This is a genomic window from Pseudomonas sp. PB120 (assembly GCF_009761815.1).
Lineage (GTDB): Bacteria > Pseudomonadota > Gammaproteobacteria > Pseudomonadales > Pseudomonadaceae > Aquipseudomonas.
In genome coordinates this window covers 1-14,622 of sequence record NZ_RWIN01000076.1, presented here as the reverse complement: position 1 = coordinate 14,622, position 14,622 = coordinate 1, and the positions used below count along the sequence as shown (strand labels likewise).

General features: G+C 61.1%; 10 protein-coding genes and 2 pseudogenes. 4 read left to right on the top strand and 8 right to left on the bottom strand.

Features of this window, described 5'->3' with window-relative positions:
- Positions 1 to 124: 124 nt before the first annotated feature.
- The 8 genes and pseudogenes from EJA72_RS29730 to gap form a co-directional block, all read right to left on the bottom strand.
- Positions 125 to 652: pseudogene (locus EJA72_RS29730) on the bottom strand (methyl-accepting chemotaxis protein); the annotation flags it as partial.
- Positions 653 to 1,030: 378 nt separating this feature from the next.
- Positions 1,031 to 1,990 (bottom strand): annotated as a pseudogene (locus EJA72_RS29725) (chemotaxis protein); the annotation flags it as partial.
- A 476-nt stretch (positions 1,991 to 2,466) separates the two neighbouring features.
- Positions 2,467 to 2,862, bottom strand: coding sequence for a YbaN family protein (locus tag EJA72_RS14155; RefSeq protein WP_157712061.1), 396 nt, complete (start codon positions 2,860 to 2,862; stop codon positions 2,467 to 2,469).
- Between the two features lie 195 nt (positions 2,863 to 3,057).
- Positions 3,058 to 3,666, bottom strand: coding sequence for a biliverdin-producing heme oxygenase (locus EJA72_RS14150; RefSeq protein WP_157712060.1), 609 nt, complete (start codon positions 3,664 to 3,666; stop codon positions 3,058 to 3,060).
- A 114-nt stretch (positions 3,667 to 3,780) separates the two neighbouring features.
- The gene (locus tag EJA72_RS14145; RefSeq protein ID WP_157712059.1) at positions 3,781 to 6,372 is read right to left on the bottom strand and encodes a TonB-dependent receptor; all 2,592 of its coding nucleotides are present in this window, start codon (positions 6,370 to 6,372) and stop codon (positions 3,781 to 3,783) included.
- Positions 6,373 to 6,494: 122 nt separating this feature from the next.
- Positions 6,495 to 7,460 carry a FecR domain-containing protein gene (locus EJA72_RS14140; RefSeq protein WP_178129364.1) on the bottom strand — a complete coding sequence of 322 codons (966 nt, stop codon included), beginning with the start codon at positions 7,458 to 7,460 and terminating at the stop codon, positions 6,495 to 6,497.
- An 84-nt stretch (positions 7,461 to 7,544) separates the two neighbouring features.
- A complete protein-coding gene (locus EJA72_RS14135; RefSeq protein WP_178129363.1) occupies positions 7,545 to 8,063 on the bottom strand; it encodes a sigma-70 family RNA polymerase sigma factor in 519 nt (172 codons plus the stop codon).
- A gap of 86 nt (positions 8,064 to 8,149) precedes the next feature.
- Positions 8,150 to 9,151, bottom strand: a complete 1,002-nt coding sequence (gap, locus tag EJA72_RS14130) for a type I glyceraldehyde-3-phosphate dehydrogenase (protein ID WP_157712058.1) — start codon at positions 9,149 to 9,151, stop codon at positions 8,150 to 8,152.
- A gap of 220 nt (positions 9,152 to 9,371) precedes the next feature.
- Here gap and edd point away from each other — a divergent pair, with 220 nt between their 5' ends.
- The 4 genes from edd to EJA72_RS14110 all read left to right on the top strand — a co-directional run bounded on the left by edd (position 9,372) and on the right by EJA72_RS14110 (position 14,522).
- Complete coding sequence (gene edd / locus EJA72_RS14125; RefSeq protein ID WP_157712057.1) at positions 9,372 to 11,198, top strand: phosphogluconate dehydratase; 1,827 nt, start codon at positions 9,372 to 9,374, stop codon at positions 11,196 to 11,198.
- Positions 11,195 to 12,154 (top strand): glucokinase, encoded by a 960-nt coding sequence (locus EJA72_RS14120; RefSeq protein ID WP_157712056.1) that lies wholly within the window; start codon positions 11,195 to 11,197, stop codon positions 12,152 to 12,154. The genes edd and EJA72_RS14120 overlap by 4 nt, the downstream gene beginning before the upstream one ends.
- A gap of 177 nt (positions 12,155 to 12,331) precedes the next feature.
- Positions 12,332 to 13,063 carry a response regulator transcription factor gene (locus EJA72_RS14115; RefSeq protein WP_178129362.1) on the top strand — a complete coding sequence of 244 codons (732 nt, stop codon included), beginning with the start codon at positions 12,332 to 12,334 and terminating at the stop codon, positions 13,061 to 13,063.
- Positions 13,053 to 14,522, top strand: a complete 1,470-nt coding sequence (locus EJA72_RS14110; protein WP_157712055.1) for an ATP-binding protein — start codon at positions 13,053 to 13,055, stop codon at positions 14,520 to 14,522. The genes EJA72_RS14115 and EJA72_RS14110 overlap by 11 nt, the downstream gene beginning before the upstream one ends.
- Positions 14,523 to 14,622 lie beyond the last annotated feature (100 nt).

The following is a 14,622-nucleotide window of genomic DNA, read 5'->3' as shown; positions in this document are numbered from 1 at the left end:
CCCCTGATTGACGACTGAAAACCCAATCCTGTGGGAGCTGGCTTGCCGGCGATGACGGTGTGTCAGCTAATGGATAGGTCGACTGACACGCCGCCATCGCCGGCAAGCCAGCTCCCACAGGGATCTACACGCGGAACTGATCCATCAATTTCATCTGGTGGGTGGTCAGGGAGTTGAGCTGGCTGCTGATCTGCGCCGATTCGGTGGCTTGCCCGGTCAGGGTTTCGGTGACGGTACGGATCGCCGAGACATTGCGGTTCACCTCTTCGGCCACGGCGCTTTGCTGTTCGGCGGCGCTGGCGATTTGCAGGTTCATGTCGCTGATCACCGTGACCGCGTCGCTGATTTTGCCCAGCGCTTGCACCGCCTGCTGGATCTGCCCGGCGTTGCTGTGGGCCTGGGACTGACTCGAATGCATGGTCGCCACCACGCCTCGGGTGCCGGTCTGGATGCGTTCGATGACGATGCGGATTTCCTCGACCGAATCCTGAGTCCGTTTCGCCAGGTTGCGCACTTCATCGGCAACCACCGCAAACCCGCGCCCGCTTTCACCGGCGCGGGCCGCTTCGATGGCGGCGTTGAGGGCCAACAGGTTGGTCTGCTCGGCGATGCTGCGGATCACTTCCAGTACCGAACCGATTTGCTCGCTGTTGACGGCCAACGCTTCAACTTCGGTCACAGCCTTGCTGACTTCGTCGGCCAGCTGATTGATGTCGCGGGTGCTGCGCTCAATGATCGACATGCCGTCGCGCGCCGACTGGTCGGCACCTTTGGCGGCATTGGCCGCGTTCGAGGCGCTGTTGGCGACGTCGTGGGCGGTGGCGCTCATTTCATTGGAGGCCGTGGCGACCTGATCGATTTCACGGAACTGCACCTGCATGCCTTCGCTGGTCTGGCGGGCGATTTCCGAAGACTGGTCGGCGGTGCCTCGTGCATCGGTGATGCTTTGTTTGATCTGGGCGATGGTCGGTTGCAGCTTGTCGAGAAAACGGTTGAACCAGCTCACCAGTTCGCCCAGTTCGTCTTTCTTGGCGTAATGCAGGCGTTGGGTCAGGTCGCCGTCGCCGCTGGCAATCGCCTTGAGCATTTCCGCGACGCTGTTGATCGGCCGGGTCACGCCCGAGGCGGTGAGCCAGATCAGCAATAGACCCACCAGGCCGGCAACGACCGCGACCATAACGGCTTTGATCGTGCCGCTTTGCTGGGCGTCATCGAGGACCTCTTGCAGCTTCACCGAATCGGCCAGCAGCACTTGTTTCGGCAAGTCGATCACCACGCCCCAGGCCTTGGAATCGGCAATCGGGCTGACCGGGTAAACGGCGCGAATCAGGTCGCCTTGTTCGAGAATTTTCGGTGTGCCGACGCTGAGCAATTGCAGGACGTCCTTACCCTCCGCGCCGAGGGTGTCACCAATGCTTTTCCCCACTTTGCTGGCGTCGGTACTGTAACCGGCAAGTACACCCGTGCCCGAAACGATCAGCATGTGCCCGGCGCTGTTGAACAGTTCACGCTGGGAGTCGACCGCCGCGGCTTGCAAGGCGTCGAGGGCGATGTCGATACCGACCACGCCAATGGATTTTCCGTCCACCACCAGCGGCACCGAAATGGTGGTCATCAGCATTTCCTTGCCGGCGACGGTATCGGCGTACGGGTCCAGCAGGCAGGTGCGCTTGCTGTCGCGAGGGCAGGTGTACCAACTGTTGTACGGGATGCCGCTGATGTTCTGGGTCGTCTTGGTCATGTCGTCTTCGACCATGATCGTGTTCAGCCCCTCACCACCAGCACGGCTCCAATACGTCGCGAACCGTCCGATTTCGTTGGACTGTCGGGCCGCGTCATTGACGAACTCGCTGTCCTTGCCGTCCAGGCCATTGGGTTCGAACGCCAGCCAGATCCCCAACACTTTGCTGTTACGGTCGAAGGCGGTTTTCAGGCTCTGGTTCAACTCTTCACGCAGGGCGCCGGCTTCCAGCGAGCGCTTGGTCGCCATGTTGCGCATGTCCTTGATCTGATCCGCCAGGGCGGTCACCACCAGCAGGCTCTCACCGAACGTCTTCTGCACCCGCACCGCTTGCTCGGCCGCCTTGGCCTGTAGCAGGTCTTGCACACTGTCCGTGAGCATCTTGCTGCTGGAGGCGCTGACCAGGTCATCGTTCTGATTGGTCTGGTAGAAGTTCATGCTGACGATCAGGACGACCACGCCCAGCAGGCATAGTCCGGACAGCAGAACGATTTTCAGGCGGATGGAGAGGGAGTCGAACATAGGGCGAACTCGCGAATGGATGATGTGTTGGCTGTGAGTCGGGGCTGACCCATTTCGCCGAGTCCATTCAGCGCCATTCAATGCTCATCGGCGCGAAGCTTGAGTTGCATGAGGGGCGTGCCGACGAACGGTCATGGTTGATCGTTTGCGCGGGAAAATGTGCCGAAATGCTGGGTTAAAACGGGGATATTTCGCGGTTTTGGTCAGGAAGGTCGAGGCACTGGTTCAGGTCGTGACCAGATCCACAGATTGCCCAGGCTCATGCCCGCGATGGCCAGGTAAATCGGCCAGCCATGATCGAGCATCACCAGCATCAACCCTGCGCACAGCAGCATGCTGACGGTGGCGCTGACTTTGGCGCGGCGGGCGATGACCTTACCGTTGCGCCAGTTGCAGAGGATCGGGCCGAACAGGCGATGGTTTTCCAGCCAGGCACTCAGGCGCGGTGAACTCCGGGTCGCGGCCCAGGCGGCGAGCAGGATGAATTCAGTGGTTGGCAGGCCGGGCACGACGATGGCGATCAGGCCGATGCCGAGGCTGATGTAGGCGAGTACGCCGAACAGTATCCGGGCGAGTTTTGAAGAGGCAGGCTGCGGCATGGGGCTCAAAGCGGCGTATTAGGCTTGATCGGGATCTTGCTGAAATGCTCTGCCCCCTGTTGGAGCGAGCCTGAGTGGCGAGGGAGCTTGCTCCCGTTTGAGTGCGCAGCACTCACAAAAGGGGCCGCTACGCAGCCCAGCGGGAGCAAGCTCCCTCGCCACACAGGCTCGCTCCCACAGGGGATCGGAGTTGTATCAAGCGGGTTCGGCAGTTGAGGCGTAAGCCTGTTCCAGCAGAACGGTGAAGCGGTTGAATGCGTCGATGGCGCCTTTGTCCAGCTCGGCTTCTTCCTGAGCGCTGAGTGCCAGGCCATCCAGGGTCTTCACAAAGCTTTTCCAGCCTTCAGCACGGCCACCGGCCGGTTCGCCGAGGTGACGGGCACCGAAGGTTTCGCTCAGGCCCAGGCCAACGGCACGCTTGATCAAGAACGCTGCGCCCAGTTTCGAGCCTTCGGATACGAACAACCAACCCAGCGCTTCGGCTTTGCTCGGGTTTTCCACCGCGCCGGCAACTGGAGCGGGTACGTCGGTTTCCAGGTCAGCCAGATCAGCCTTGGCCGCTTCCGCACGGCAGCGAGCCGGCAGGTCCGGGACGATGGCGGTCAGTTCCGCGTCGTTGTACAGCGCAACCAGTTCCGACTGGAACAGGTACTGCGCGACCACGAAGCGGGCGAAGCTGGCCTGGGTTTCAAACGGGGCATGGGCTTTGACCAAGGCATCGAGCTTGGTGTGCGGCTCGTTGGTGATCTGGTTCAAGCGTTGCGAACGCAGGGCGGGGCGTTGAGCGGTGTCCTGGGTGGTCATGAGAAATCCTTGAGGGAAATGGGCGCTTGGTAACGAGACGAATCAGAAGGCGCCGGACAGTAAAAAAACCTTGCGGCCCTGCGACGATCAAGCAGGGCCGTGAGGTTGGTCAGGTCAGATATCCCAGACCAGATTGACTGCGAAGTTACGACCCGGCTGGGTCAGGCGATCAAGGTTGGCCGGGCTGAGAACCGAGGCCTCACCGACACCGTCGTAACCGCGCACGTCATCCCACAGCCAGTATTTCTTGTCGGTCAGGTTGTAGACGCCAGCGTTGACCGTCACGTCGTCGGTCACCTTGTAGAACCCGGTCAGGTCCAGAATGCCAAAGCCTGGCGATTTGAACTGGCTGCTGACACCGTCTGGCGATTTAAAGCTGCTGTTGTCGACACGGTCCTTCTTCTTGACCAAAGTCCAGCTGAGCAAACCACCGTAGGCGTCCTGGTCGTAACCGAGGCCGAACACGCCGGTCAGCGGGTTGACGCTGTTCAGTGGTTCGCCGCTGTCGTTGTTGCGACCGTAGGCGTAGGCCACGGAACCCTGGGTGTAGAGGCCTTGTGGTGCGCCGAAAACGTCGAGGTTCAGACGGCCCTTGACCTCTGCGCCCTTGATGGTGGCGTGCTTGATGTTCGCACTCTGGAAGGTCAGCTCGCTGTAGCCGGGCGTGACGGCATCTTCTTCGATGAAGTCGCGGTACTTGTTATAGAAGAGGGCCACATCGAAGGAGCCCGATTCGAAGTTACCGCGCAGCCCGGTTTCGAAGCCTTTGCTGGTTTCCGGTTCCAGGTTCGGGTTTGGCTCCACGCGATAACCGGTGGTGGTGTTTTCGAAGCGGCCGTACAGCGCCTTGGCGGTCGGTGTGCGGAAACCTTCTGCGTACTGGCCGTACCACGTGTATTGGTCGGTCAGGGCGTAGGTCAGGCCGAATTTCGGCGACACGCGGTGCCAGGTCTTGTTTTCGTCACTGACGGTACCGCGACCATCAGCGGCCACGGTGTTGAGGAATTCCTGGGTGATGTGCGGCTTGAGCTCGGTGTAGTCGTAGCGCAGGCCCGGCAGGAAGGTCCATTTGTCCCAGCTGATTTGGTCCTGGGCAAACAGGCTGTAGGTGTTGACGGTCGGGTCCGGGAAGTCGCTGGATTTCTTCAGGACGTCGGCCGCGCTCACGGCGCCAACGGTACGGCAGCTGCCGAAGGCCACAAGGCAAGTGCCGTTGCCGCTGCGAGAGCCGGTGACTTTCTGCTGTTTGATCGTGGTGCCGTAGGTCAGCAGATGCTCGGTGTCGGCGATCTCGAAAGACTTGTCCAGCTGAGCGTCGAAGACCCACTGTTTTTCTTCATACAACGTTTCCCGCGTACGCAGTACTTTGCGTGAGATCGGGTAGTAGAACTCCTCGGTGCTCTGGTCAGTCTTGGCGACCTGATGGTTCAGGCTCCACTTGACGTTGTCCACTAGCAGGCTGTCGAGGGCGAAGCGGTGTTCCAGGCCGAAACGCTCGCGGGTAATGGTGTCGTTACCGGTGCGCCACTGGTACATGCCACCCGGCAGGATGCTGGTCGGAATCGCTGGCTGGCCTTTGTCGAATGGACCGCCGTAGGCACTTTTCTGATCGGTGTCGCGGTCGTCCTTGTACTTTTCGTAGGTCAGGCCCAGGCGCGCGTCATCGTTGTAGTTCCAGCCGATCTTGGCCAGTACGTTAGTAGTGCGTACGTCTTCCGGGTTGGCGGCGGTGCGGGCCAGACCGGTGCCGTTGTTGTTGCCGAAGGATTCGGTTTCGTGACCGTCACGCTGGCTGTAATGCAGCAAGCCATCGAATTGATCCGCACGGCCGGCCACGGTCGCGGATTTCAACCAGCTGTCGTCGGCGGAGCTGTATCCGGTTTTCAGGCGAGCACCGACGTCTTGGCCCGGTTTGATGATGTCGTCCGGGTCGAGGGTGAAGTAGCTGACCGCGCCGCCGATGGCATTACTGCCGTAGAGCACCGAGGCCGGGCCGCGCAGGATTTCGACGCGCTTGACGATTTCCGGGTCGACGTAGTTGCGCTGGGTCTTGGCGTACGGACCGTTGAAGAAGTCGTTCGGCACTTCGACGCCGTCGACCTGGGTCAGGATCCGGTCGCCGTCGATGCCGCGAATGTTGTAACCACTGATGCCACCGCGCTGTCCGGCGCCGCCCACCGAAACCCCCGGCTCATAACGCACCAGGTTCTTGATGGTATTGACGTTGTTGCGGTCCAGCTCTTCGCGGGCGTGGACGGTGACGGTGCCCGGTACGCTTTCCACGCTCTGTTCCTGACGGGTAGCGCTGATGGTCACCTGGTCCAGGTTCAGCGCGCTACCGGAGCTGCGTTTCTCCAGCACGATGTTGTTGTTGCCCAGTTTCCGATAGCTCAGGTTGGTCCCCACCAACAGGCGATCGAGGGCTTTTTCCGGCGGCAACGAACCCCGCACGCCGGGCGAAGCGACGCCGTCTGCCAGTTCGGCCGGCAAGCCGACCTGCCAGCCCGTCACCGCGGTAAAGGCATTGAGTGCCGAGACCAGCGATTGTTGCGGGATGGCAAACGAATAGTCGCCCATGTTGCGGGCCGGTTGCTCAGCGGCGGTGGCCGCCATCAGGGGGGCAGCGCCTGCCATCAGGATCGCGGCGGTCAGCAGCGACAGCAGGCGAGAAGGTGGAGAGGACTGGCGGGTAAGGCGAGAGGACATCGATAGCGCTCCGTGTCGCACGAATCTTTATAGGTGCTGATTGGCATTTAGAGATGCGAATCAATTGCATTGGCTATAACGAGACGTACGAGCTTCGGCTATCGAGTAAAAATAATTCTCATTTAGTTCAGGATCACCAGTTTCGGGAATTCCTGGAGTCGCGCGGAGGTGATGTGGGCGAGTGAACGGACCACGTCCAGCGGCTGATCGAGACGATAATTGCCGGTGACCGCGACGTCGGCCAACCGCTCGTTGTTATTGATGATCCAGCCCGGATAGTAGCGACTCAGTTCCGCCAGCACCTGGCTCAGCGGGCAGTTTTCAAATACAAGCCGGCCTTGAACCCACGCCAGGTCGGTCGCCGCGTCAAGTTTGGCCGGCCGGTCGAAGCCATTCGGGCCGATGCGGATGCTTTCCCCGGCGGACAAGCGCACCCGCGTGTCGTTGTGGGTGGCGCGCAAGTCGACGTCGCCACGCTGCACGCGAACCTGTGCGACGCCGTCCAGATAACGCACGGCAAATGCGGTGTCCCGGACACTGGCCTTGACCGGGCCGGCATCGATCTCCAGCGCCCGGCCGCGATCGGCCGGCACCTCGAAAAACGCTTCGCCCTGATACAGACGGGCGACGCGCTGTTGTTCGTTGATGGTGCTGGAAAACGCCGTGTTGGTATTGAGCAAGACTTTCGAGCCGTCTTCCAGTTGCAGGCGTTGTCGTTCACCGACGACGGTCAGGTGATCGGCCTGTAGGCGAATTGGCAGGTTGCTGAAGCTGAACAAGCCGAGGATCAGCACAGCGGCGGTGGCCAACGGTTTCCAGTGCGGACGCAAGCGTGACAGGACCGTCACTTTCGGCGGCCGAGCAGCGAGGTCCTGGGCACATTGCACCACTTGCGGCCCCTCCCAGATCGCCTGGGCCTTGGTAAACGCTTGCGCATGCAAAGGGTCGGCGGCCAGCCATTCCTGGAACTGCCGGGATTGTTCCTCGCTCGGGCTGCCCATCACGATCAACCAGTCCAGGGCCTGATCCATCGCGCTTGCGGCGTCCCGCGCCGGGGAGGGCGGAGGGGAGCGGTGGGTGTCCGTCACGGTGTTTCCTCGGCAGTGTCTTTGCACGGCTGTTTTTTTAGTGATGCTTGAAAGTGGGAGCTAGGGTAGCAAAGCCCCGTGGGCTCAGTCGCCGTTTAAGCGCTCGGCCACGCCGACGCAGATCGCCATGATCAGCTTCAGCTCTTTCTGCACGGTGCTCAACGATACGCCGAGCTCCTCGGCAATCTCCAGATAGCTGTGCCCGTGCAAGCGGCTCAGGATGAAGATCTGCTGCTGGCGGTGGCTGAGTTCACTGAGGCTCACGTTCAAACGCTCCAGCAGTTGTTCGGCATGGGCGGCGTCCTCGGCGCTGCTGGTGGGGGCGGCGATGCTTTCCACCACGTCCATCGGCACGTCGTCGAGCAGGGTGCGCGACTGAATGCGGCGCGCGCGCAAATGGTCCAGCGCCAGGTTGCGGGCGGTCTGGAAAACAAAGGGTTCCAGGTGATCGATGGCCCGTTCACTGAGCGCTCGGGTCACTCGCAGGTAGGTTTCCTGCAAGAGGTCTTCGGCGGTGCTGTGATTGTTGACCATCCGCTCCAACGTGCGCAGCAAGGAAACCCGCTGGGCGATGAAGACGTGATTGAAGCGAGATTGACTCACGGGAGGACCTGATCCATTTTGAGTGAATGATAATGCTTATCATCCACTCGAATGGTCAAGTATAGATTTGTCAGATCTCTGTAAGGTTACTCAGCGTTGCACAGCGCCAGGCAGTTATCGAGCATGCGGTTGGAGAAGCCCCATTCGTTGTCGTACCAGGCCAGTACCTTGAGCAACTTGCCGCTGGATTTGGTGTGGTTGGCGTCGAAGATCGACGACAACGGGTTGTGATTGAAGTCGCTGGAAACCAGTGGCAGCGTGTTGTAACCGAGGATTTTGGAGTGCTGGCTGGCTTCTTTCAGCAACGCGTTGACTTCATCGGCCGATGCTTCGCGCTTGAGCTGCACGGTCAGGTCCACCAGCGACACGTTGATCACCGGAACTCGCACCGCCATGCCGGTCAGTTTGCCCGCCAGTTCCGGCAGCACCAGGCCGACCGCTTCAGCGGCGCCGGTCTTGCTCGGGATCATGTTCTGCGTGGCGGAGCGCGCACGGTACGGGTCGGTGTGGTAGACGTCGGTCAGGTTCTGGTCGTTGGTGTAGGCGTGGATGGTGGTCATCAAGCCGCTTTCGATGCCCAGTTCGCGGTGCAGCACCTGAGCCACCGGGGCCAGGCAGTTGGTGGTGCATGACGCGTTGGAAATAATCTGGTGGGACTGGCGCAGAATGTCGTGGTTAACCCCATAAACGACGGTGGCGTCGGCACCTTTGGCCGGGGCCGAGATGATCACTTTGCGCGCGCCGGCCGTAATATGCGCAGCGGCTTTGGCCCGGTCGGTGAACAGACCGGTGCATTCGAACACGACATCAATCTTTTCCGCGGCCCAGGGCAAGTCAGCCGGATTGCGAATTGCACTGACGGCAATACGGTCGCCGTTGACGGTCAGGCTTTCCTGATCGTGCTGGACATCGGCGTCGAACGTGCCGTGAACAGTGTCAAACTTGAGCAAGTGGGCGTTGATCGAGCTGTCGCCCAGATCATTGATGGCAACGATCTGCAAATCCTGACGGTAGCCTTGGGTATACAGTGCGCGGAGGACGTTGCGGCCGATGCGGCCAAAACCATTGATTGCGATTCGAAGAGTCATTTAACTGGGCCGCCGTCGTTTTGTTGTTGGAATTACAAGATTATTCGCATAAAAATAGAAAACAAGCCTTTTTAATGGCAATATTTTGTTCAATCTACAACGAGTGACCTGAATCAACTGGTCCGACCGATCAAGAAAACCGTCTGTCATCCCAATCACAACGGCCCTTGTTCAGCATAGACAATCAGGTCGCCCTATCCGTTAGCCTGGAGTTCTACACATGCATCCCCGCGTCCTTGAGGTCACCGAACGGCTTATCGCCCGCAGCCGCGCAACCCGCGAGGCCTACCTTGCGCTCATTCGCGGTGCGGCCAGCGACGGTCCGATGCGCGGCAAACTGCAATGCGCCAACTTCGCCCATGGCGTGGCCGGCTGCGGTACTGACGACAAGAACAGCCTGCGGATGATGAACGCCGCGAACATCGCGATTGTTTCGTCATATAACGACATGCTCTCGGCGCATCAGCCTTACGAAGTCTTTCCTGAACAGATCAAAAAAGCCCTGCGCGAGATCGGCTCGGTCGGCCAGTTCGCCGGCGGCACCCCGGCCATGTGCGATGGCGTGACCCAGGGCGAGCCGGGCATGGAGCTGAGCCTGCCCAGCCGTGAAGTGATCGCGCTGTCCACCGCGGTGGCGCTGTCCCACAACATGTTCGATGGCGCGCTGATGCTTGGCATCTGCGACAAGATTGTCCCGGGCTTGATGATGGGGGCGCTGCGTTTCGGCCATCTGCCGATGATCTTCGTCCCGGGCGGGCCGATGGTCTCGGGCATCTCCAACAAGCAGAAAGCCGATGTGCGCCAGCGCTATGCCGAAGGCAAGGCCAGCCGCGAAGAGCTGCTCGAGTCGGAAATGAACTCCTACCACAGCCCCGGCACCTGCACCTTCTACGGCACCGCCAACACCAATCAGCTTTTGATGGAAGTCATGGGCCTGCACTTGCCGGGCGCGTCTTTCGTCAACCCGAACACCCCGTTGCGCGATGCACTGACTCGCGAAGCGGCGCATCAAGTCACGCGCCTGACCAAACAGAATGGCAATTTCATGCCGATCGGCGAGATCGTCGACGAGCGTTCGATCGTCAACTCCATCGTCGCGCTCAACGCCACCGGCGGTTCGACCAACCACACCCTGCACATGCCGGCCATTGCGATGGCGGCGGGCATTCAGTTGACCTGGCAGGACATGGCCGACCTGTCCGAAGTGGTGCCGACCCTGAGCCACGTCTACCCGAACGGCAAAGCCGACATCAACCACTTCCAGGCGGCGGGCGGCATGTCGTTCCTGATCCGCGAACTGCTGGAAGCCGGGCTGCTCCACGAAAACGTCAACACCGTGCTCGGCCATGGTCTGAGCCGCTACACCCAGGAGCCCTTCCTCGACAACGGCGAACTGGTCTGGCGTGAAGGCGTGACCGACAGCCTCGACGAAACCATCCTGCGCCCGGTGGCTCGCGCGTTCTCGCCAGAGGGTGGCTTGCGCGTGATGGAAGGCAACCTCGGACGTGGCGTGATGAAAGTGTCCGCCGTGGCCCTGGAAAACCAGATCGTCGAAGCACCGGCCATGGTGTTCCAGGATCAGCAGGACCTGGCCGATGCGTTCAAGGCCGGTCTGCTCGAGAAGGACTTTGTTGCGGTGATGCGCTTCCAGGGCCCACGTTCCAATGGCATGCCGGAACTGCACAAGATGACGCCGTTCCTCGGCGTGCTGCAGGATCGCGGCTTCAAGGTCGCGCTGGTGACCGATGGCCGCATGTCGGGTGCCTCGGGCAAAATCCCGGCGGCCATTCACGTCAGCCCCGAAGCTTATGTGGGCGGCGCTTTGGCACGGGTGCAAGAGGGCGATATCATCCGCGTCGATGGCGTCAAAGGCACCCTGGAGCTTAAGGTGGACGCCGAAGAATTCGCAGCGCGCACGCCGGCCAAGGGCCTGTTGGGCAACAACATCGGCACCGGTCGCGAACTGTTTGGTTTCATGCGCATGGCCTTCAGCTCCGCAGAGCAGGGCGCCAGCGCCTTTACTTCTGCCCTGGAGGCGCTTAATTGAAACTGGCTTTGGTCGGTGACATCGGTGGGACCAACGCTCGTTTCGCGTTGTGGAAGAACCAGCAACTGGAATCGATCCAGGTGCTGGCAACGGCCGATCACGCCAGCCCGGAAGAGGCCATTAATGTCTATCTGGGCGGGTTGGGCCTGAAGCCGGGATCCATCGGATCGGTGTGCCTGTCGGTGGCTGGCCCCGTGAGCGGTGATGAATTCAAGTTCACCAACAATCACTGGCGCCTGAGCCGCAAGGGTTTTTGCAAGACCTTGCAAGTCGATCAACTGCTGCTGGTCAACGACTTTTCGGCGATGGCGCTGGGCATGACCCGTTTGCAGCCGGACGAATTCCGGGTGGTCTGCGAAGGCTCGCCGGAACCGTTGCGCCCAGCGGTGGTGATCGGCCCCGGCACTGGCCTGGGTGTCGGTACCTTGCTCGACCTCGGTGAAGGCCGTTTCGCGGCGTTGCCGGGGGAGGGTGGTCACGTCGATTTGCCGCTGAGCAGCCCGCGGGAAACTCAACTCTGGCAACACATCTTCAATGAGATCGGCCATGTCAGCGCTGAAACAGCCCTGAGTGGCAGCGGCTTGCCGCGCGTCTATCGGGCGATCTGCGCGGTGGACGGCCATGAGCCGGTGCTCGACACCCCGGAAGCGATTACCGCGGCCGGGTTGGCGGGTGACCCGATTGCGCTGGAAGTGCTGGAGCAGTTCTGCTGCTGGCTCGGTCGCGTGGCCGGCAACAACGTGCTGACCACCGGTGCGCGCGGTGGCGTGTTCATTGTCGGTGGGGTGATTCCGCGGTTTGCCGATTTCTTTGTCGAAAGCGGTTTTGCCCGGTGCTTTGCCGACAAGGGTTGCATGAGCGATTACTTCAAGGGCATCCCGGTGTGGCTGGTGACGGCGCCGTATTCCGGGTTGATGGGCGCGGGTGTGGCGCTCGAGCAATCCATCCCGGCCTGAAATACGTTACCCCTGTAGGAGCGAGCTTGCTCGCGATGGACTTCAGAGCACCGCGTGCATCCAGAAAGCACGCGTTATCGTTGACCTCCATCGCGAGCAAGCTCGCTCCTACAGTAGTTCTGAAATCCCGCGCTTAAGGCATAATCCGCCCAATTCAAACAACAAGGACGCCGCCCCGTGAGCTCAGTCAACAAGTCGATTTTGTTGGTCGATGACGATCAAGAGATACGCGAGTTGCTGGACACCTACCTGACTCGCGCCGGTTTCCAGGTCCGCACCACGCCCGATGGCGCCGGTTTCCGCCAGGCCATGAACGATGCGCCGAGCGATCTGGTGATCCTCGATGTCATGTTGCCGGACGAAGACGGGTTCAGCCTCTGCCGCTGGATTCGCCAGCACCCGCGCCAGGCGCAGGTGCCCATCATCATGCTCACCGCCAGCTCCGACGAAGCCGACCGCGTCATCGGCCTGGAACTGGGTGCCGACGACTACCTCGGCAAACCTTTCAGCCCCCGTGAGCTGCAGGCGCGCATCAAAGCCCTGTTGCGCCGCGCGCAATTCGGTCAGGAACGTTCCGGCGGTGAAGTGCTGGCCTTTGACGACTGGCGACTGGACATGGTCAGCCATCGGCTGTTCCACATCGATGGCGAAGAAGTGATTCTCTCCGGCGCCGATTTCGCGCTGCTCAAACTGTTCCTCGATCACCCCCAGGAAATCCTCGACCGCGACACCATCGGCAACGCCACCCGTGGCCGCGACCTGATGCCGCTGGATCGCATCGTCGACATGGCGGTCAGTCGCCTGCGCCAGCGCTTGCGCGACACTGAAAAACCGCCACGGTTGATCCGCACCGTGCGGGGTAGCGGCTACCAACTGGCCGCCAATGTGGTTGCCGGCAATGGTCACTGAGTTTTTCCGTACGCTTGCCGCCAAAGCCCCCGTCCCGCGTTCGCTGCTCGGGCGCATGTTGCTACTGACCCTGTTGGCGGTACTGTTCGCCCAGGCATTGTCCAGCGTGATCTGGGTTTCGCAATTGCGCGCCACTCAGCTTGAAGGCCTGGTCACCAGCGCTCGCAGCCTCGCCCATTCGATGACCGCCAGCGTCAGCTACTTTCGCTCGCTGCCGGTGGCGTTCCGACCGTTGGTGCTCGACCAGTTGCGCAGCATGGGCGGCACCCGTTTCGTGGTGACCCTCAACGACAAACCCTTGGGCATGGAAGTACTGCCGATCACGCCGCGCAAAGAGGCGGTGCTCAAAGCGGTGGACCAGGTGTTGCGCGAGTCCCTGGGCCAGGACACCGATATTTCGGTGACTTTCGTCAGTCCCGAAGACCTGCGGATTTTCAATAGCGGGCTGAAGCTCGATGAGTTGCCACGCTCCTGGGCCCACTACGCGCTCACGCTTGAGCCGGTGAACCCGCCCGTGCTGGTCACGCAAATCCAGATGGCGCCGGGTGAATGGCTGTACATCGCCTCGCTGTTGCCCGAGCCGTACACCAGTCTTGAAGAGCAAGGCCTGCCGGCGCAGCAGGTCTGGTTTATCGTGCTCACCAGCGGCTTTTTGCTGCTGTTCATCGGCCTGCTGGTGCACTGGCAGAGTCGTCCGCTCAAACGCTTGGCGCGTGCGGCGCGGGACATGTCCCTCGGCGCGGAGGTCGAGCCGGTGGCGGAAGGGGGCGGCAGTGAAGTGGTCGAAGTGGGTCGTGCGTTCAATGCGATGCGCGAACGCATCAGCCGTTACCTGACCGAACGCAGCCAGCTATTCAGTGCGATTTCCCACGACCTGCGCACGCCGATTACCCGGTTGCGGTTGCGCGTCGAATTGCTTGAAGACGAGCGGGTGCAGGCCAAATTCGGTCGGGATCTGGATGAGCTGGAGCTGCTGGTCAAGGGTGCGCTGCAATGCGTGAAGGACACCGACATTCACGAGAACATCGAACCGGTGGACCTCAACCATGTGCTCGATTGCCTGGTGGAGCCGTACCTGGCGCCCAACGGTAACGGCCGCGTTACCCAGCAAGGGCGGGCGCTGGCGGCGTATCCCGGCAAGCCGTTGGCGCTCAAGCGTTGCATCGGCAACCTGATCGACAACGCGTTGAAGTACGGGCAGAACGCGCATCTGCATATCGATGACGATGAGAACGCGTTTGTCCTGCATGTCGACGATGAAGGGCCGGGGGTTCCCGAGCAGCGCCTGGAGCAAGTGTTCGAGCCGCACTTTCGGTTGTCGGGGCAGCAGCAGGGTTATGGCCTCGGCCTGGGAATTGCGCGCAACATTGCCCATAGCCATGGCGGGGAAGTGAGTTTGCAGAACCTGCGTGAGGGTGGGTTGCGGGTGACCTTGCAGTTGCCCCGCTCGATGGACTGACCCTGACTCCTGAACTCTGACTCACTGACTCTGTGGCGAGGGAGCTTGCTCCCGCTGGACTGCGCAGCAGTCCCATCTTTAGGGCCGCTTCGCGCCCCAG

Excerpts from the sequence above, each read along its gene's own strand:
- gap (WP_157712058.1), bottom strand. The coding sequence starts at position 9,151 with ATGACTCTTCGAATCGCAATCAATGGTTTTGGCCGCATCGGCCGCAAC.
- EJA72_RS14145 (WP_157712059.1), bottom strand. The coding sequence starts at position 6,372 with ATGTCCTCTCGCCTTACCCGCCAGTCCTCTCCACCTTCTCGCCTGCTG.
- EJA72_RS14155 (WP_157712061.1), bottom strand. The coding sequence starts at position 2,862 with ATGCCGCAGCCTGCCTCTTCAAAACTCGCCCGGATACTGTTCGGCGTA.
- EJA72_RS14150 (WP_157712060.1), bottom strand. The coding sequence starts at position 3,666 with ATGACCACCCAGGACACCGCTCAACGCCCCGCCCTGCGTTCGCAACGC.
- edd (WP_157712057.1), top strand. The coding sequence starts at position 9,372 with ATGCATCCCCGCGTCCTTGAGGTCACCGAACGGCTTATCGCCCGCAGC.
- EJA72_RS14110 (WP_157712055.1), top strand. The coding sequence starts at position 13,053 with ATGGTCACTGAGTTTTTCCGTACGCTTGCCGCCAAAGCCCCCGTCCCG.